We start from the raw sequence: 19,458 nt of genomic DNA, 5'->3' as shown, positions 1-19,458 counted from the left end.
AGACGTAAAGCCTGGTGGGCTTTTTTATGCGGAAGCGACTTCTGCCTGCCTGGCACCTGGACCGGCAAACATCGCACGGCCGGGAATCGCATCCAGCAGCGCGCGGGTATAGGCGTCGGTGGGATTCTGGAAGATCTTCTGCGTCTCGCCCTGCTCGACGATCTCGCCGCGCCGCATCACCACGATGCGGTCGGCAATTTCAGCGGCGACACGCAAGTCATGGGTGATGAAGATCATGGCGAGGTTCATCTCCTCGCGCAGTTCTGCGAGAAGCTGCAGCACCTGCGCCTGCACCGACACGTCGAGCGCCGAGACGGCTTCGTCCGCGACCAGCACCGAAGGCTTCAGGGCCAGTGCACGGGCGATACAGATACGCTGGCGCTGACCGCCGGAGAATTCGTGCGGATAGCGATTGGCCGCACTCTCCTGCAGGCCGACGCGGGCCAGAAGGCGCTTGGCATCGGCCATGGCTTCCTTGGAGGGCGTGCCATAGGCAATCGGGCCGCCGGCAATCGCGTCGCCGACCTTCTGGCGCGGATCGAGCGCCGCGAAGGGATCCTGGAACACGATCTGAATCTTGCGGCGCATCTGGCGCAATCGTTCGCCACGCTGTGACAGCAGATCCTTGCCATCGAAATGAACTGAGCCCGTGTCAGGCTCGATCAGCCGCATGATCAACCGCCCCAGCGTGGACTTGCCTGACCCGGACTCGCCGACGATGGCCACCGTCTCGCGCGCCTTCAGGCCGAGCGAGATGTTCTGCACCGCATCGGTCCGGCGCGGCGGCAGGAACATGCCCTGCTTGGTGATGAAGGTCTTGTTCAGCCCGACCGCATCGAGCAACGGCTCACCGGTGATCTTGCGATCGGCTTTGGTCAGCGAGCGCGCGCCGGGGACGGCGGCGATCAGGCTCTTGGTGTAATCGTCCTTCGGATTACGCAGGACCTCGTCGACGGTGCCCTGCTCAACGACACGGCCGTTGCGCATGACCACGACGCGATCAGCGACATCGGCAACGACGCCAAAATCGTGGGTGATCAGCAGCACGCCCATACCGCGCTCCGACTGAAGCTTCTTCACCAGCGCCAGAATCTGCTTCTGCGTGGTCACGTCGAGCGCGGTGGTCGGCTCGTCTGCAAGAAGCAGCGCCGGATTATTCGCCATCGCCATCGCGATCATGATGCGCTGACGCTGGCCGCCCGAGAGCTGGAACGGAAAGCTGCGCGCGAGCGCCACCGGATCCGGCAGGCCAACGTCCCGGATCAACTCCTGCACGCGCGCATCCACCGCCTCTTTGGACGGCGTCGGCTTGGTGTGTGTGATGATCGATTCCGCAATCTGCTGGCCGACACGGGCCAGCGGATTGAGCGCGCTGAGTGGCTCCTGGAAAATCATCGAGATCGCGCCGCCGCGCAGCTTGCGCATTGTCGGCTCATCGGCCTTGGCGATGTCGTTACCATTGAAGCTGATGCTGCCCTGCGCAACGCCCGTTCGGTCGGGCAGCAGTCGCAGGATCGCATGCGCGGTCATCGACTTGCCGGAGCCGGACTCGCCGACCAGACAGACGATTTCGTTGCGGTTGACGGTGAGCGATACGTCTTCGATGGCAAAAGGACGATCTGCGCCCGGCGGCAGGCTGATAGAGACGTTCTCGATGGCAAGCAGTGTTTTGTCGGTCATGGATACTATCGCTTGCGTGAGATACGGGGGTTCAGCGTGTCGTTGAGACCTTCACCCACGAGATTGATGGCGAGCACGGTGAGCAGGATGGCGAGGCCGGGAAACACGCTCATCCACCATGCCTGACGGATCACAGTGCGCGCAGCACCGATCATGAAGCCCCACGACATCAGATTGGGATCGCCGAGACCCATGAAGCTCAGCGCGCTCTCGATCAGGATGGCGCTGGCAACCGCGAGCGATCCGGTGACGATGATCGGAGAGATCGCATTGGGCAGGATGCGCCGCAGCACCACGGTCAGCGGACGCTGGCCCTGGCAGACCGCAGCCTGAACGAATTCACGCCCACGCAGCCGCATGAACTCGGCGCGCGTCAGGCGTGCCAGCGGCGGCCAGCTGACGATGCCGATGGCGAAGATGATGTTGGAGATCTTCGGCCCGATGGTCGCAACCAGCAGGATCGCGAGAATGAAGCCCGGAATGGTCTGGAACAGCTCGGTGATGCGCATCATCACCTCGTCGACCTTGCCGCCGAAATAGCCGGCGGTTGCGCCGATGGTGACGCCGATAACCAGCGAGGTCAGCGTCGAGATGACGCCGATGATCAACGAAATCCGCGCACCATGCGCGATGCCGGCAGCGACGTCACGGCCGAGCATGTCGGAGCCAAGCCAGAGCCCTTCACTGAACGGCGGCTGGAACGGCGCGCCGACCATGTCCCAGGGGTCGTCAGGAAACAGCCACGGAGCCGTCACCGCGAGGAGGACCACCGCGAGGAGGACGATCAGACCAATCATCCCGGTGGGATGGCGGAGAAACGATTTGAGCGTAGACATCATATAATCCCGTTCACGATGCCGCACGCACGGAGACGCGTGGATCGATCACCCGGTAGATCGCATCGGTGAGAAGATTGAGCGCAATCACAATCACCGACATCACCAGGAATACGCCCAGCAACACTGGATAGTCGCGCTGCAACAGCGCGTCATAGATCAGACGACCGAGACCCGGCCACGCAAACACAGTCTCGATCACCACCGCACCGCCAACCAGCGCACCGGCCTGCATGCCGGCGACAGTCACGATGGGCAGCATCGCATTGCGCAGGATATGTCGAATGATGATACGGCCCTGCTTCAGGCCCTTGGCCTTGGCGGTCTTGATAAAGTCCTGATGGGTAACGTCCAGCACCGAAGAGCGCATCAGACGCGTGTAGATCGCGAGATAGACGGCCGCGAGTGACACCGCCGGCAGGATCAAATGCCAGCCGATGTCGACCATGCGCTGCAGTGCGGTCATCGGCACACCGATGGTCACGTAACCAAACGCCGGCAACCAGTCAAGCTGCACCGAAAACAGCAAAACCAGCATCAGGCCAAGCCAGAACACCGGCGTTGCATAAAGCAGCAACGACACGACGGTCAGCACCGTGTCAGACCACTTGCCGGCGCGGACACCGGCCAGCGTGCCGAGAATGATACCTAACAGAAGCGCGAGGCTGAAAGCCGTCGCCGTCAGCAGCAGTGTTGCCGGCAGACGCTCGAGAATGAGCGATGCCACGGTCCGCTGCTGCCGATAGGAATAACCAAGGTCGAGCGTCACGACGCGCTTCAGATAGGTGGCGAGCTGAATCGGATAGGGCTTGTCGAGCCCGTATTCAGCGCGCAGCTGCGCCAGAAGCTTTTCGTCGGAGGCGCCGCTCTGGCCGGCAATCACCTGCGCGGGATCGCCAGGTGCGGCATGAACGAGAATGAAGTTGAAGGTCGCAATGACCAAGACGACGGCTACGAATTTGACAAACCAACCCGCAAGCGCAAGGGCGATCGCGAACACGCGACCGCCTTTTGCATCGACCGACACCGCCGTCATCCGAAGCTCACGTCGCTGAACGATTCATGCACGCCGATCGCTGTTGTAGTCACGTTCTTGAGGCGCTTGTCGATGAAGGTGGGATAGGCCTGCTCGAACATCCAGACCACCGGCACGTCCTCGACAAGGATCTTCTGAACCTGGCTATACAGTTCCTGACGCTTGGCGTCCGAGGTGGAGGTTGCAGCCTCTTCGAACAGACGGTCGACTTCCGGATTGGAATAGCCTGCCGTGTTCGAGAACAGGATGCCCTTCTTGATATTCGACGAGATGTAGGTGCGCGACACGCCGAGCGCGGGATCGCCGAACTGATAGACCAGATTGCCGGTCATCTCGTAGTCCCAGTTGCTGAACTTCTCCGCCCAGCCACCGACGTCGGTGTTCTCGATCTGCACATCGATGCCAACGCGGCCGAGCGACTGGCGAATGAACTCGGCCGCACGCTGATAGATTTCACCATAAGGCGGGGTGAGATACTTGATGGTGACGCGTTTGCCGCCGGCACCCGGCTTGAGCCCCATCTCGTCGAGCAGCGCCTTCGCCTTGTCCAGCGAGTAATCGTAACGCTTGACGTCCTTCTCGTAGAACCTGGTCGCCGACGACACCGGACCGGTCGCGACCTTGGGCAGACCGAAATAGACGCGCTGCGCCATCGACTTCAGATCGAGCGCATAGGCAACAGCCTGACGGAAACGCTTGTCGTCCATCGGCTTGATGCGGTTGTTGAGTTCGAGCCACTGATGCGGAGCGAAATATTCATAGCCCTTCGTGGTCATCTCGAAATTCGGCAGTTTCGACAGCCGCGCCACATCGAACATTTCGATGTCGTTCCACTGCGTCAGCTGAATCTTGCCCTGCTCCAGCGCAACGGCGCGTGACGCCGAGTCGGGAATGATGCGATAGATAATTTCGTCGAGATACGGCTGATCCTTGCGGTAATAGCCTTCGTGCTTGATGAGATGAACATGCGAGCCCTTCACCCATTCCTTGAGTTTGAACGGGCCTGAGCCGATCGCCTGCGCATTGGCCGGATTCTTGCGATATTCTGTGCCGTCATAGATATGCTTCGGCACGATCGGACCCGTCGTGCAGTCGAGCGCGGTCAGGAACGGGGCAAAGGTCGACTTCAGCTTGAACACCACGGTGAGCGGATCCGGTGCATCGGCCTTTTCGATGCGCGAGTAAATGCCGCGCGCACGTGCATGAGTCTCCGGCAGCAGCTTGGTCATCGAGAAGATGACGTCGTCAGCCGTCAGCGGCCTGCCGTCATGAAAGGTAATGCCGGGGAACAGTTTGAATGTATAGGTCAGGCCGTCCGGCGACACTTCCCACGACTGTGCGAGACCGGGAAGCGGCTTGAGATCGGGGCTGTAACGCAGCAGGCTCTCATAAATCTTGCCGCCCAGGGTCAGCGTTGGCTGCTGCTGGTTCAGTGCAGTGACGAGGATCGGAGGCTCTGGCTGAATGATCGTGTTCAGCGTGCCGCCCTTGGTCTGACCAGCGGCACGAGTGATGCCGAGGGGGATACCCGAGAGCGCAACCGCACTCACGCCCATCAGCTTCGCGAATTCACGTCTATTCATAGCCTCTTCCTTTAAACATTGACGCCTGACAGTGGCTGTAGCCGGACGCTTGCACGTCCGGCTACAGCCAAGCCATCAAGTGACTTTCAGTAACTTCGGCTTCAACCGAGCGTCACGGCTCCAAAAGTCTCGTGCACACCGATGCCGGTGGTGATGACGTTCTTCAACCGCTTGTCGATGAAGTTGGGGAAGTCTTGCTCGACCATCCATGCGATCGGGACTTCTTCTACGACAATTTTCTGCACGGCCGTGTAGAGTTCCTGACGTTTTGCGTCAGAGGTCGCCACGGCGGCTTCCTCGAATAGCCGGTCTACTTCCGGATTGGAATAGCCCGCGATATTTGAGAACAGAATACCCTTGCGGATATTCGCCGTGATGTAACTGCGCGATACGCCCAGCGCCGGATCGCCGAACTGGTACAGCAGATTACAGGTCATCTCGTAATTCCAGTTACTGGTGCGCTCGGCCCAGCCGGCGAGATCGAGATTTTCCAGTTGCAGATCGATGCCGACACGACCGAGCGATTGCTTGAAGAATTCGGCCGAGCGCTGCCAGATTTCGCCATAGGGCGGAACCAGGAATTTGATGCTGACACGCTTGCCGTCGGCACCGGGCTTCAGGCCCATCTCGTCGAGCAGGGCTTTCGCCTTGTCCAGCGAATAGTCGTACTGCTTGACATCTTTTTCGTAGAACCGGGTCTTCGACGAAACGGGTCCGGTCGCCACCTTCCCGAGATTGAAGAACACGCGTTGCAGCAGCGCTTTGCGATCGACCGCGAACATGACCGCCTGGCGGAAGCGCTTGTCGTCCATCGGCTTGACGCGAAGATTGAACTCCAGCCAGAAATGCGGCGCGAAGAACTCGTAGCCCTTGGTGGTCATTTCGACATTGGGCAGCTTCGAGAGACGCGCAACGTCGAACAGTTCGACGTCAGTCCACTGCGTCAACTGGACCTTGCCCTGTTCGAGCGCAACGGCGCGCGATGCGCCGTCCGGAATCACGCGATAGATGATCTCGTCGAGATGCGGCTCGCCCTTGCGGTAATAGCCCTCGTGTTTGACGAGATGGACATGCGAGCCCTTGACCCATTCCTTGAGCTTGAACGGGCCCGAGCCGATCGCCTGCGCATTGGCAGGGTTCTTGCGGAAATCGGTGCCGTCATAGATGTGCTTCGGCACGATCGGCGCGGTGGTGCAATCGAACGAATTGAGGAACGGCGCGAACGGCGCCTTCAGCGTGAACACCACCGTGAGTGGATCGGGCGCTTCGGCCTTGTCGATGCGCAGGAAGGTGCCGCGCGCACGCGCATGGGTTTCGACGAGGACCTTGGTCACCGAGAACACAACATCTTCCGATGTCAGCGGCTTGCCGTCATGGAAGGTGATGCCCGGGAACAGCTTGAACGTATAGACGAGGCCATCAGGCGAAACGGTCCAGGATTCAGCGAGACCGGGCAGCGGCTTGAGATCGGCGCCGTAACGCAGCAGGCTCTCATAGATCTTGCCGCCAAGCGTCAGCGTCGGCTGCTGCTGGTTGAGCGCGGTCACCAGGATCGGGGGCTCGGGCTGGATGATCGTATTGAGCGTGCCGCCCCTGGTCTGACCCACGGCGCGGGTGACGCCGAGGGGAATTCCCGAAAGCGCCGTCGCACTCAAACCCATTAGCTTCGCGAATTCACGTCTGTTCATCTTAATTCCTTTGTAGTAAAGATATTTGAAGCGCTCAACGTCATCCGAAACTCACCGCCCCGAATGTCTCGTGCACCCCGATCGCCGTCGACAACACGTTCTTCAGCCGCTTGTCGATGAAGTTCGGATAGTCCTGCTCGAACGTCCAGACCACTGGAACGTCCTCAACGAGAATTCTCTGGACCTGACTGTAGAGCTCCTGCCGCTTGTCATCGGATGTCGCCACGGCTGCTTCTTCGAACAGGCGATCAACTTCCGGATTGGAATAGCCGGCGGTGTTCGAGAACAGGATGCCCTTCTTGATATTCGATGTGATGTAGGTGCGCGCCACACCGAGCGCGGGATCGCCGAACTGGTAGACCAGGTTGCCGGTCATATCGTAATCCCAATCGGCGAACTTTTGCGCCCAGCCGGCGATATCGGTTGTCTGCAATTGCAGATCGATGCCGACGCGCCCGAGTGACTGGCGCAGGAATTCGGCGGCCCGCGTATTGGCCTCGCTGACCGGCGAGATCAGATAACGCAACGTGACGCGCTTGCCGTCCGAGCCCGGCTTCAGGCCCATCTCGTCGAGCAGCGCTTTCGCCTTGTCGACGGAGTAGTCATAAGTTTTGACGTTCTTGTCGTAGAATCGTGTCTTCGACGAGATCGGGCCGGTCGCCAGCTTGCCGAGCCCGAAATAAATTCGCTGCAGCATCGCCTTGCGGTCGATCGCATGCATCACGGCCTGACGAAAACGCTTGTCGTCCATCGGCTTGATGCGATTATTGAGTTCGATCCATTGATGCGGCGCAAAGAACTCGTAGCCCTTGGTGGACACCTCGTAATTCGGCAGTTTCGACAGTCGCGGCACCTCGAAGAATTCGATATCGCCCCACTGCGTCAGCTGCACCTTGCCCTGCTCGACCGCCACGGTCCGCGATGCACCATCGGGGATCGCGCGGTAGATGATTTCGTCGAGATAGGGCTCGCCGGGCCGATGATAACCTTCGTGCCGGACAAAATGAATGTGCGATCCCTTGACCCATTCCTTGAGCTTGAACGGACCGCAGCCGATTGCCTGCGCATTGGCGGGATTCTTGCGATAGTCGGTCCCCTCATAGATGTGCTTCGGCAGGATCGGCGCCGTGGTGCAATCCAGCGACGTCAGGAACGGCGCGAAGGGCGACTTCAGCGTGAAGATCACCGTCAGTGGATCGGGCGCTTCCGCCTTTGCGATGCGCGCAAATGTCACGCGACCGCGCGCATGGGTTTCCATCAGCACCTTGGTCATGGTGAAAATCACGTCTTCCGACGTCAGCGGCTTGCCGTCGTGAAACGTGATGTTCGGGAACAGCTTGAATGTGTAGGTCAGCCCGTCCGGCGAAACCTCCCAGGATTTGGCGAGGCCGGGAATCGGCTTGAGATCGAAATCGTAGCGCAGCAGGCTCTCATAGAGTTTGCCGCCGACGGTGAGGGTCGGCTGTTGCTGATTGATCGCCGTGACCAGGATCGGCGGTTCGGGCTGAATGATCGTATTGAGCGTACCGCCTCTGGTCTGTCCCGTGGCGCGGGTAATGCCGAGCGGGATGCCTGACAGCGCTGTAGCGCTCAGACCCAGCAATTTCGCAAACTCACGTCGATTCATTCAGCTCTCCCGATGGACACAGAGGGTTGAACGTCAGGGTTGCACTGACGCGCAAGGATGAGCTTGCAAAATTCAAGCCGCCGCCGTCGCCGGGCCGATCATCATCGCGATCGGGCCGGCGTTGTCCGAGAACCGAGCATGTTCCGTGAATGAGCAGGCATTCAGTATCCCAGTGCCGGATCGACGCGGTTGAGTAGAATCTCTCCAGCCTCGAGACGGCGGATATTCTCGGCAATCTGGTCGGCAATGACGCGCGGTTTGGCCAATCCGGCCATGTGCGGCGTCACCAGAATACCCGGCTCCGTCCACAGCGGATTGTCGGGCTGCAGCGGCTCTTTGTCGAACACATCAAGAATTGCGCCGCGCAGATGGCCCGATCGCAATGCGGCGACGAGGTCTGGAACGTTAAGATGCTCGCCACGGCTGCAGAGAATAAGCGCCGCCCCTTTCGGCAGGCGGGCGAAGCGGTCAGCATTCAGGATTCCCACCGTGCTTGGCGTCAGCGGCAGCAAGCAGACCAGAATGTCGGTCTGCACCAGGAAATCGTCGAGCGCAGCGTCGCCGGCGAAGACCTCCACACCCTCGACCTGTTTTGCGGAGCGCGACCAGCCGGAGACCTTGTAGCCAACCGATTTCAGTAGCGTGGCAGCCTGGATTCCGAGGGTGCCGAGACCGAGGATGCCGACGCGCTTGTCGGCGGCAGCGACCTGATCGTAGCGATGCCAGTGGCCGTTGCGGGCATTGGCGGAGACACGATCAAACTCGCGGTGAAAATACAGCGTGCCCCAGAGCACATATTCGGCCATCGCCTTGCCCAGCAGCGGATCCACGATCCGGCAAAGCGGCAGCTTCGGCAGCGCCGTATCGGACAGCACATTGTCCACACCGGCGGCGATGGAATGGATCAGCCGCAAATTCGGCATGGCCGCCATCACGCCCGCGGGTGGTTTCCAGCAGACCACAACCTCCCCGTCCAGCGCGCCCTGCTCCGGCCAAGTGGTCACGACCGCGCCGGGAACCACCCGCTTCAGGTGGTCCTCCAGAAAGCCCATGGTGTTGGACAGGGTCGTCATGAGAGTAATGCGGGTCATCGAATTCCTGCGTTTGTTTCTGCCCGAGCCTTTTCCGTTCCAATTGAATCGGAACGGGGCTCAGGATTGTTGTTTTACGTGTTTTCTTAACGCGAACCGGTACCTGGAAAACGCGCTAGTGGCATGAAGCCTGCTTTGAGAATGGCAACGTCCGGAACGATGCGCTCAAAACCTCTATCCTAGGGTACGATGTCAGCGCATCATCTCCGTCTTCACAGGGTCAGGATTTGTCGCGTATGGGCCATATCTCTTCAATTTCGTGCAACACGCCGCGCCAGCGCGTCGCGCCGCCGGCCATGGTGAGTTTTTCCGGCTTCGAGGCCAGCGGCCGCCGCGCCGATGCACTCCAGGGCGCACAACGCCCGGTGGTTGCGATGGCTGCCGAATTCTCCTCGGGCGGCGTCGGCGTCCGGCACAGCCACCGCCGCGCGCAATTTCTCCACGGCCTGACCGGGGTCATGACCGTGATCACCGAGACCGGCAGCTGGACCGTATCACCGCAGCACGCGCTGTGGATCCCGCCCGGCGTTGTCCATCAAAGCCGCTGCTGGGGCACCGTGCAGCTGCGTACGCTCTATGTCGAACCCGACGCGACGATCGGCCTGCCGACCTCGTGTCAGTTGATGGAAGTCTCCTCGCTGGTGCGCGCATTGCTCAACGAAGCCGTCACCTTCCCGACCGAATACGACATGGATGGCCGCGAAGGGCAGATCATGAATTTGATGCTCGCGGAAATCGGCCGCATGCCGGCCGTGCCGCTGCGCGCGCCGATGCCGCAGGACCGCCGCCTCGCGCGTATCTGTGAAGCGATCCTGCGCGAGCCCGGCAACAATCAGGATCTGGAATCCTGGTCGCAGATCGGCGGCCTCGGCCGACGGACGCTGACACGGCTATTTCGCCGCGAGACCGGCATGAGCTTCGCCGAATGGCGCCAGCAGGTGCGATTGATGGAAGCGCTGTCGCGCCTGACCATGCGCGAACCGGTGACCAATGTGGCGCTCGATCTCGGCTATGATAGTCCAAGTGCCTTCAGCGCCATGTTCCGTCGCTCGATGGGAATTTCACCACGCGACTATCTGCGCTGGAGCGAACAGACGGCGGACTTGGCAACGTGACCGACGCGCACCTCCTTAGGACTCGACCACTGGCCGCGCTTCCATCGAAGCACGCAATCGGCGAATACCGGCTTCGATCTCGCGGATGTCGTCGTCGAGCTGCCCGAGCAGCACCCCGAAATTGAAGTCCATTCTGTTGCGGACGGACGCCGCCAGCGTTTCGCGATGCACCTTGAGATCTTGCAACGCACTTAGCTGGTTCGTATCGACATAGGCGGCAACCACAAGCTCAATCGCGCTTTTCACCGCAACGCTTTCTTCTCGGCTTCATCGATTTGCGCCTTCAGCCGCGCCTTGGTCGCTCGAACACCGGGGAATGGTGCTCCGAGCCGGCGTGCCTGGATCTGAACGGAACTCTGCGGTCGTTTCATGATCACTGCGGCTCTGGCCAGCGATACTTTACGCGCGATAAGCCCTTTCAAAATTTCAATCTGTTCGTCGTCCCAACGATTTTTTGCCATCTGATCTTATGAGTGCGCTGAAATAACTTGTCTGTGCGGTAGCTGTCCCTTTGCAACGCGATGTTCACAACTATTGTTCCCGATGCGTCCAGGTTGCAGAGCACAATCCCTGCCGGAGAAAGCGCTGCGTGGAGTTGCGCCGAAAAATCGGAACGTGTTTCAATTGATATCGTTTCGTCAGCAGGGAACAGTACTGAAAAGGCTCCGGAGTGATCCGGAGCCTTTCTCTATTTGGCAGGCACCCCGCTTGGTAGCGGGGTATTTGTCAGCTGCGGCTCACATCACCACTTCGATCAGCTTCGGACCCTTCGCAGCGATCGCGTTGGCGAGCGCCTTGTTGAAGTCGTCGACGTTGGACACCGAGACGCCGGGGACGCCCATGCCTTTGGCGAGCGACACCCAGTCGAGCGTCGGACGGTCGAGGTTGAGCATGTCCAGCGCGCGTTGGCCGGGCTCGCCGGCATCGACGCCTGCGAATTCGCCGAGCAGGATTTGATACTTGCGGTTGGCGAACACGATGGTGGTGATGTCGAGCTCTTCGCGGGCCTGGGTCCACAGCGACTGCAGCGTGTACATCGCGCTGCCGTCACCGACCATGCAGATCACCTTGCGGTCCGGGCAGGCCACCGCGGCGCCGGTGGCGACCGGGGTCGAGAAGCCGATCGAGCCACCCATGTTCTGCAGCCAGTCATGCGGCGCAGCCGCTGCGGTCGGCGGGAAGAAGCCGCGGCCGGTGGTCAGCGACTCATCGACCATGATGGCGTTTTCCGGAATCGCATAGGCAATCGCCTGCGCAATCGTGGTGTGGTTCAGCGCGCCGGTCGGCTTCACCAATTCGGCGAGCTTCTGCGGCTTCACATCCGATGGCTTGGCACCGAGCGCGCCGGCCAGCGCTTCGAGCGCAGCGATCGAGTTCTCGCCGCCTGCGGTTATGCGATGCACTTCGCAGCCTTCCGGCTTCAGCATGCTCGGCTTGTTCGGATAGGCGAAGAAGGCCACGGGATCGTTGGCTTCCACCAGCACGATGTTCTTGAAGTCCTTCAGGAGCGGAAGTGCGGCTTCGATCACATAAGGAATGCGATCGATGGAGAAGCGGCCACGGCCGCGCGCCATGCGCGGGTTGTAGGTCTGGCCCATCACCTTGCAGCCGGTCTTGCCGGCGATCTGCTCGGCCAGCGCCAGGCCCTTTTCGGTCAGCCCCTGGCCGGTCATCAGCAGCAGCGTCGAGGCGCCACCGTCCTTCATGATCCTGGCGGCAGTCTCGACGGCCTGTGCCGAATAGCCGGCGCTCTGCTTCTCGGTCGGCACCGGGGCCACACCATCAGCCGCGCCCCATGCGGTGTCAGCCGGCAGGATCAGCGTCGCGATCTGGCGATCCTTGGCGGCGGCAATTGCTGCGGCGCCGTCCTTGGCCACCGACTTGGAATCCGGCGAGGTGTGCACCCACTGCGACATCGGACGGGCGAGGCCCTCGATGTCCGAGGTCAGCGGCGCGTTGTATTCGATGTGATAGACGGCATGCTGGCCGACGATGTTGACGATGCCCGAATTGGCCTTCTTGGCATTGTGCAGGTTGGCGAGGCCATTGGCGAGGCCGGGGCCGAGATGCAGCAGCGTCGAGGCCGGGGTGCCCTTCATGCGGAAGTAGCCATCCGCCGCGCCGGTGACGACGCCTTCGAACAGGCCGAGCACGCAGCGCATGCCTTCGACGCGGTCGAGCGCCGCAACGAAATGCATTTCCGACGTTCCCGGATTGGCAAAGCAGACATCCACATTGCCCGCCACCAATGTCCGCACCAGGCTTTCCGCACCGTTCATCGTCTCACTCCGTTTGATTCAGGGTCGTATCTCGGTTTCTTGATCTCGGGGGCTGATGAACCATTGTTCGGAGGGCCCGTCAAAGGGTCGGAACGCAAGGCTTCGTTGTGAGGGCCGCGGGGCGGGCTGAACGCCGGTTATTATCGCTCCATCCGGGCTGTCCTCACACGGCCGTGGGTTGCGGATCGGGGCGATTTATGGCCTGTCTTGGGCCTCAATTTTTTCTGGCGAGGACCATGATGAAGCGCCTTTTTGCTCTCTTTTTTGCCGCAGCCGCGTTCACCACAATTGCGTTTCCTGCCGATGCACGCGTTCGCAACCAGCCGCCGGCACAGGACTTCGAGGTCGACGACGGCCCGTCGCTCTCCAACTTCTTCTCCAATTTCGGCAATGGCGGCGGCAACAGCTCCGGCCCGATCCAGCGCCAGACCGTCGGCTTCCACAGCAATTACGCCCCGGGGACCATCGTTGTGAACACCGCCGAGCGCCGGCTCTATCTGGTGCAGCCGGGCGGCCAGGCGCTGCGCTACGGCATCGGCGTCGGCCGCGATGGCTTCCGCTGGGGCGGCGTCCACCGCGTCACCGCCAAGAAGGAATGGCCGAGCTGGACCCCGCCGGCCCAGATGCTCGCCCGCCGGCCCGACCTGCCCCGCCACATGCCCGGCGGCATCGACAACCCACTCGGCGCCCGCGCCATGTATCTCGGCTCGACGCTGTACCGCATCCACGGCTCCAACGAGCCGGAGACCATCGGGCAGGCCGTGTCCTCGGGCTGCTTCCGCATGACCAATGACGATGTCACCGATCTCTATAACCGCGTCTCGGTCGGCGCGACGGTCATCGTCAAGAACTGAGCTTGACCTGAGAACGAAGGCTTCCTGCGGGAAGCCTTCGAATTGTCCGCGGGGGCGGCACTGAACGCTTGCGCAAATACGCGCATTGCGAGAACTTGAGTAATAATGCCCGCCCCGACACCAGATCGATTCATCGTCCGGACGATTGCCGCGCTGCTGGCGCTAGCGTCTTTGACCGCCTTCGTGCCGCAGCCGTCTTATGCCGGTGCGAGCGAGCCGCCCGCCGTTACGGCGCGCCAGCGCACCGAGAAGAAAACCTTTACCGACAGCGAGATCATCGACGGTTTTTTCAAGACCGCCTTTGGCGCCGAATATCACCTCGCCGGCCGCGTCGACCGCATCCGCAAATATGAGCTTCCGGTGCGGGTCTTCGCCGAGGGCCGTGCCGACCGCAAGGCTCAAATCGCCAAGGTTGTGACCGACATCGCGCGCCGGGTGCAGCATCTCAACATCGCCATGGCGGACAACCGCGACGACGCCAATGTACTGGTGAAGCTGGTGCGCGACCGCGATCTCTATCGCACCATCTCGACCTTCTATGGCACCGACCGGGCCAACGAGATCCGCGACTCCCTGGACCCGCAATGCCTGTCCGGCTTCCGCAAGAACGAGGCCTTTGAGATCGAACGCTCCGACGTGATCCTCACTGTCGACAATGGCGACTTCGTCTTTCTCGATTGCGCCTATGAGGAATTGCTGCAGTCGCTGGGCCCGATCAACGATACCAGTACGGTGCCGTGGACGATGTTCAACGACAACGTCCAGATGGGCTTCTTCGACGTCTACGACCAGTACATCCTCAACATCCTCTACGACCCCCGCATCAAGGCCGGCATGACCGTGCAGGAGGTCAAGGACGTGCTGCCGCAGGTGCTCACTGACGTGCGAATCTGGGTGAGCAAGGTGAACGAGCTGCAGGATTGATTCTTGTCCCTCCCCCAAGCGCGACTTAGTCGCGCGCAGTGGGGAGGGTGGCGCGGCGCGAGCTCTTGCGAGCGACGTGACGGGTGGGGTGGTGCAACAGACGCCGCTCTCGCGTGGGGAGAGACCCCACCCCGTCCTCCACTTCGAACGAAGCTTCGCTTCGTCCTCGTTTGGCCGACCCTCCCCACTGCGCAGCTTCGCTGCTTGAGGGAGGGATATCGCTGACGCCTGTGCGTCGTTGCGCATTCGAATGTCAAACAGCCACGGCCCTTCAGACATGCGTCATCACCCCCATTGTTTGCGGCGCGGGGGCGCCGTCGTGCTTCGCATTCCCACCCTCTTGCGAGAGGGCGTGCGGAACGCCGGGTGCCCGTTGCACCCTTGGGCCTGATGCGAATGCGGTCTTCCGCAATTGAGAGTGCATCAGGACTTTCGGAGGCGCCGAGCGATTGCCCGGCGTTCCGCATGCGGTGTTTTTTCGGTTGCTTGCACATCTGCCATGGCGAACGGTCCCATCGCCAAAATTAATGTCCCAGGGCGGAGGGACAGGGTAGCCGCAAAGCACTTGGCCGAACGCGTTTCGATTTGGTCGTCCGTCACACTGTCCAGGGGGTTGTCCATCTCAAGGTCGGCCGTGTCCTTGCCAGTGGCAGTGCTGGCGCAGATCCGTCCTGCCGGAAGACAGACGTCACCCGTGAACCGCGTAACGCCGCATCTCCGGCGTCCACCGCACCCTGCCCCGCGAACGTGACGATCGCGATCGCCCCTCTCGGTGGGGCAGGACGAAGGGGAATATAAACCTGACGGGGATGTTGTCAACGGAAGATAGGAAAAAATGTTTGGGCACTGTCTTGCCGCCCCACCCCCGTCATTCCGGGGCGGGAGCGGCGCCGGAGGCGACGGGACCGAACCCGGAATCTCGACCTGTTTTGCGCTGAACATGTCGGGATTCCGGGTTCGCATTGCAGCGGCTTCGCCGCTTTCATGCGCCCCGGAATGACGAGCTTGGATCGAGATTCCGAGCTCAGTCCGGCCCCCAGGCACACCAATTGGTGTGCCCCGGAATGACGAGAGAGATCCCCCTCACCCTCGCGGCTTCGGCGTGAACGGGCCCTTCGGCGCATTGCCGATCAGCGACACGACGATCAGCGCTGCCATCGCGAACCAGAAGGTGAGCCAGAAGCCGTCGATATAGGCCAGCGTATTGGCCTCGCGCTGCACGAGGCTTGCGAGCGTGCCGATGCCGCGCGCTTGTGCGAGACCCTCACCATGGCTGGCGAAGCGGCCGGTGAGCTTGGCAAGAATGCCGACGACATCGGCATCGCCGCTGGCGACATGCTGGCCGAGCAGATTCGAATGGATCTGCTCGCGCACGCGCAGCCAGGTGCCCATCAGCGCGATGCCGATCTCGGCACCGCCGAGTCGGAAGACCTGGATATAGGCCGCAAAGGCGGTGGCGCGCGACGGATCGGAATTCGACAGCGCGATGATCACGATGGGCAGCAGCGTGAAGCTCTGCCCAAGCGACTGCAACATCACCATCGGGATGAAATCGCCAAGCGCCCATTCATGGGTGAGCTGCGTGCCCAGGAGGGCGGCGGCGGCGAATGCCGCAAGGCCAATGATCAGCGTCAGCTTCACGTCGTAGTAGCGAATGAGCCAGATCGACAGCGGCACCAGCACGATCATCGGCACGACGGCATAGAGCAGAAACAACATGCCGGACTGCTCCGGCCGCAACAGCGCGATGTTGGTGAGAAAATTCGGCGCCAACGATGAATTGGACAGGCTGGTCATGGTGTAGAGAATGATCGTCAGCAGCGCGAGACCGATATTGCGCGACAGCAGCACCTCGGCATGCGCCCATGGCCGTTTGACCACCGACTCATTGATGAAGAAGCCGACGGTCAGGACCGTGCCGCCGCCAAGCAGCGCCACCACCGTACCCGAACCCAGCCAGTCCAGCCGGTTGCCCTGATCGAGCCCCGCATAGATCATCGCCATGCCGGTGCCGAGCAAGAGCATGCCGCCCCAATCCGCCTCGCACAGCACGAAGCGGTTGATCGGCTCGCGCGGTGTGCCGAGCCAGACGAACAGCGCCAGCAGCGGCGCGATGATGACATCCTGCCAGAACATCCATTGCCAGCCGATGTGGCTGACATAGAAGCCGACCAGCGCGGTGCCGGAATTGAGCGAGAAGCCGACGCGAATGGAATAGATCGCAATGGCCGGTAGCCACCACTTCATCGGCAGATTGCGAAAGATGATCAGCAGCGTTGCCGGCACGAAGGTGCCAAGCAGCATGCCGTGCACGATGTTCAGCACCAGCAGCAGATTGTAGTCGCGCACCAGCGGGATCACCAGCGAGATCGCCGCATAGACCAGGGCAGGAATGCCGAGCACGCGGCGCAGCCCGAACACGGTGGCCATCCAGGCCACCGCCGGCGCGATGAAGATCTGCGACGCGGTGCCCGCGGTGGAGAGCCACGCGCCTTCGTCGAAACTCAACCCCAGCGCCCCGCGCAGATCGGCGAGGCCGATGGAGAAGATACGCGTATCGAAATTGGCGAGGAATGCGCCGAGCAGCACCGCGCCGACCGCAAAGATCGGATGATGCGAAACGCCCCCGGTCGAGACCGGGCCGCTTTCGATGACCTTACTTTCCGCCATTGCCGGCCGCCGGCGCGTCGGTGTTGATGCTGGCGGTTACCGACATGCCCGGCAGCAACCGGTCGAGCAGCGGCTGTCCCTTGTCGAGCGTGATGCGGACCGGCACGCGCTGCACGACCTTGGTGAAATTGCCGGTGGCGTTATCCGGCGGCAGCAAAGCGAATTGCGATCCCGACGCCGGCGAGACGCGCTCGACGCGGCCACGCAGCGTCTCCGCCGAGAATGTATCGACCACGATGTCGACGGGTTGGCCGGGCTTCACGCGCGTGAGCTGCGTTTCCTTGAAATTGGCGATCACATAGACGTCCGGCAGTGGCACGATGCTGATCAGGCTGGAGCCGATATTCACATAATCGCCCGGCTGCACCTGACGCTCGCTGACCACGCCATCGAAGGGCGCCACGATCTTCGTATAACCGAGGCGTAGCCTGGCGGCATCGAGCGTCGCCTTGGCGCCGAGCAGATCGGCGGCGCGCTGCTTGCGCGTGCCGGCGAGCACTTCGAGCTGATGTTTTTGCGCAGCGATCACCGCGCCGCTTGCCTTTACATCGGCCTGTGCCTTGGCATAGGCGGCAGTTGCCTGTTCGAAGCGCTGCCGCGTGCCGGCTTCGGTCTGCGTCAGCGAAGCCTGACGTTCCCGCTCCTGCTGCGCCTGCACTTCCATCGCCTGCGCAGAGACACGCTGCGCCTCGGCCTGCGCGATGGTGGCATATTGCAGCTCGACCTGGTTCGCGAGATTGTCCAGCGCCGCCTGCGCACCGGCGACGCCGGCTTCGGCTTGCGCTACCTGCGCCTCGTAATCCGCGGGATCGATCTGGATCAGCAGATCGCCGGCTTTGACGTGCTGGAAGTCGTTCACCGGCACGGCTTTCACGGCACCGGCCACGCGGCTCGACAGCCGCGTTGTCTGCGCTCGGATATAGGCATCATTGGTGGTTTGCACCGCGCGGTTGCCCATCCAGATGTCCCAGCGGGTGGTGGCCAGAACGATGAAGACAACCGCGGCAGCAACGGCCAGCAGCGGAATCGCAAGACGACGCCACGCCTGCTGTGCTGGCGTCAACGCCGCAGGCTGTGCGGGCGGTTGCGCAGGTGTCGGCGCAACAGGTTGTGACGGCGCCGGTTGCGGCGTTGGGGATGCATCAAGCTGGGACATGTCTTCCTCGCAGCGACCTGAGTGACATTATGTCTCATGTCGTCGCACCCGATTCAATCGCCCGATATCGGCAATCCATACCGGTGCCGCAGCATTCGGGTTCGATTCGTACCAAAGACCGCAGATTTATATCTTTTTGCGGCGTGCCGGTTTGTCGCCGCCATCAGATGGCGCCGGAGTATCCGGACCACGCGGCTGCAGATAGCGTTGCAGCGCAATGGCGCGCTCGCTGGATTCGACGAGTCGCTCGACGCTCCCCAGCAATTGATGAAATTCGTCCGCGTTGAGACAATCGAATTGCACGTCGTTGACCTGACGCTGCGTCGGATTGAGGCTTGCGAGCAGCGCATCGCCGGTCTGCGTCACCGTGAGACGCAGACGCCGGCGATCGGCGGGATCCACGAGCTTGTCGAGCAATCCCATCTGCTGCAGCTTGTTGGACACCGTGGTGACGAAAGCGCCGCTGAGATGCAGATGCGCTGCGAGTTCGCGCACGCTGACATCGCCTTCAGCGGCCAGATATTTGACCGAGATCAGCACAGTGTATTCGATCCCCGCCAGGCCGATCGCGGCGGCATGCCCCTCACGCACGGTCTCGTGACGCGCGAGGAACGCCAGCAATGTGTGCACGAGTTGCCGGAATGCATGATCGGAACCATCGACCAGCAGCGCCTTGCGCGACGTGGTCAGCGCCGGTGCCGGAAGTTTCGCCTTGAGCGCAGTTTTGGCGCCCGTCTTCACCGCGGGCTTTTCGGATTTACGCAGTGCCGGCGTCTTGGAGAGCGGCGCAACCTTGGAACGAGACATACCGCTTCCCAGTGAACGATCCGCTACAGGATTGGCTGGCGCCCCCTGCTTCGTCAAGCGATTCTGCATACCTTCTTAACGAAGCTATTGATCAAATGCATTTACTGGGTCA

At 61.5% G+C, this 19,458-nt stretch carries 16 protein-coding genes; 3 read left to right on the top strand and 13 right to left on the bottom strand.

Annotation, left to right across the window (positions count from 1 at the left end):
• Window positions 1-24: 24 nt before the first annotated feature.
• From AB8A50_RS29120 to AB8A50_RS29090, 7 genes are all read right to left on the bottom strand, one after another.
• The gene (locus AB8A50_RS29120; protein ID WP_120288815.1) at window positions 25-1,680 is read right to left on the bottom strand and encodes a dipeptide ABC transporter ATP-binding protein; all 1,656 of its coding nucleotides are present in this window, start codon (window positions 1,678-1,680) and stop codon (window positions 25-27) included.
• 5 nt (window positions 1,681-1,685) lie between these two features.
• Window positions 1,686-2,516, bottom strand: coding sequence for an ABC transporter permease (locus AB8A50_RS29115; protein ID WP_120289223.1), 831 nt, complete (start codon window positions 2,514-2,516; stop codon window positions 1,686-1,688).
• 13 nt (window positions 2,517-2,529) lie between these two features.
• Window positions 2,530-3,552, bottom strand: a complete 1,023-nt coding sequence (locus AB8A50_RS29110; RefSeq protein ID WP_439079775.1) for an ABC transporter permease — start codon at window positions 3,550-3,552, stop codon at window positions 2,530-2,532.
• Complete coding sequence (locus AB8A50_RS29105; RefSeq protein WP_439079774.1) at window positions 3,549-5,135, bottom strand: ABC transporter substrate-binding protein; 1,587 nt, start codon at window positions 5,133-5,135, stop codon at window positions 3,549-3,551. The genes AB8A50_RS29110 and AB8A50_RS29105 overlap by 4 nt, the downstream gene beginning before the upstream one ends.
• Before the next feature lie 101 nt (window positions 5,136-5,236).
• Window positions 5,237-6,823 carry an ABC transporter substrate-binding protein gene (locus AB8A50_RS29100; RefSeq protein WP_439079773.1) on the bottom strand — a complete coding sequence of 529 codons (1,587 nt, stop codon included), beginning with the start codon at window positions 6,821-6,823 and terminating at the stop codon, window positions 5,237-5,239.
• A 40-nt stretch (window positions 6,824-6,863) separates the two neighbouring features.
• Complete coding sequence (locus AB8A50_RS29095) at window positions 6,864-8,450, bottom strand: ABC transporter substrate-binding protein (protein ID WP_439079772.1); 1,587 nt, start codon at window positions 8,448-8,450, stop codon at window positions 6,864-6,866.
• A gap of 161 nt (window positions 8,451-8,611) precedes the next feature.
• Entirely contained in the window at window positions 8,612-9,541 is a 930-nt protein-coding gene (locus tag AB8A50_RS29090) for a 2-hydroxyacid dehydrogenase (protein WP_439079771.1), read from the bottom strand.
• A 236-nt stretch (window positions 9,542-9,777) separates the two neighbouring features.
• Here AB8A50_RS29090 and AB8A50_RS29085 point away from each other — a divergent pair, with 236 nt between their 5' ends.
• A complete protein-coding gene (locus AB8A50_RS29085) occupies window positions 9,778-10,656 on the top strand; it encodes an AraC family transcriptional regulator (RefSeq protein WP_439079770.1) in 879 nt (292 codons plus the stop codon).
• A gap of 15 nt (window positions 10,657-10,671) precedes the next feature.
• Here the strand turns inward: AB8A50_RS29085 and AB8A50_RS29080 are convergent, their stop codons facing one another.
• The 3 genes from AB8A50_RS29080 to AB8A50_RS29070 form a co-directional block, all read right to left on the bottom strand.
• The gene (locus AB8A50_RS29080; RefSeq protein WP_439079769.1) at window positions 10,672-10,902 is read right to left on the bottom strand and encodes a hypothetical protein; all 231 of its coding nucleotides are present in this window, start codon (window positions 10,900-10,902) and stop codon (window positions 10,672-10,674) included.
• On the bottom strand, window positions 10,899-11,117 hold the full coding sequence (locus AB8A50_RS29075; RefSeq protein ID WP_068737424.1) for a hypothetical protein: 219 nt from the start codon (window positions 11,115-11,117) through the stop codon (window positions 10,899-10,901). The genes AB8A50_RS29080 and AB8A50_RS29075 overlap by 4 nt, the downstream gene beginning before the upstream one ends.
• 276 nt (window positions 11,118-11,393) lie before the next feature.
• Window positions 11,394-12,935: an acetolactate synthase large subunit gene (locus AB8A50_RS29070; protein ID WP_439079768.1), complete on the bottom strand. Its 1,542-nt coding sequence runs from the start codon at window positions 12,933-12,935 to the stop codon at window positions 11,394-11,396.
• Window positions 12,936-13,174: 239 nt separating this feature from the next.
• Here AB8A50_RS29070 and AB8A50_RS29065 point away from each other — a divergent pair, with 239 nt between their 5' ends.
• Both AB8A50_RS29065 and AB8A50_RS29060 read left to right on the top strand, forming a co-directional pair.
• Entirely contained in the window at window positions 13,175-13,789 is a 615-nt protein-coding gene (locus AB8A50_RS29065) for a L,D-transpeptidase (RefSeq protein ID WP_081422064.1), read from the top strand.
• A gap of 105 nt (window positions 13,790-13,894) precedes the next feature.
• A complete protein-coding gene (locus tag AB8A50_RS29060) occupies window positions 13,895-14,713 on the top strand; it encodes a DUF2927 domain-containing protein (RefSeq protein WP_089268029.1) in 819 nt (272 codons plus the stop codon).
• Window positions 14,714-15,796: 1,083 nt separating this feature from the next.
• Here AB8A50_RS29060 and AB8A50_RS29055 read toward each other — a convergent pair.
• The 3 genes from AB8A50_RS29055 to AB8A50_RS29045 form a co-directional block, all read right to left on the bottom strand.
• Entirely contained in the window at window positions 15,797-17,383 is a 1,587-nt protein-coding gene (locus AB8A50_RS29055) for an MFS transporter (protein ID WP_089268035.1), read from the bottom strand.
• The gene (locus tag AB8A50_RS29050) at window positions 17,370-18,539 is read right to left on the bottom strand and encodes an HlyD family secretion protein (RefSeq protein ID WP_439079767.1); all 1,170 of its coding nucleotides are present in this window, start codon (window positions 18,537-18,539) and stop codon (window positions 17,370-17,372) included. The genes AB8A50_RS29055 and AB8A50_RS29050 overlap by 14 nt, the downstream gene beginning before the upstream one ends.
• 126 nt (window positions 18,540-18,665) lie before the next feature.
• The gene (locus tag AB8A50_RS29045; RefSeq protein WP_439079766.1) at window positions 18,666-19,346 is read right to left on the bottom strand and encodes a MarR family winged helix-turn-helix transcriptional regulator; all 681 of its coding nucleotides are present in this window, start codon (window positions 19,344-19,346) and stop codon (window positions 18,666-18,668) included.
• Window positions 19,347-19,458 lie beyond the last annotated feature (112 nt).

The organism is Tardiphaga sp. 841_E9_N1_2 (assembly GCF_051811065.1).
Classification (GTDB): Bacteria; Pseudomonadota; Alphaproteobacteria; order Rhizobiales; family Xanthobacteraceae; genus Tardiphaga; species Tardiphaga robiniae.
This window is presented reverse-complemented; position numbering and strand designations above follow the sequence as displayed.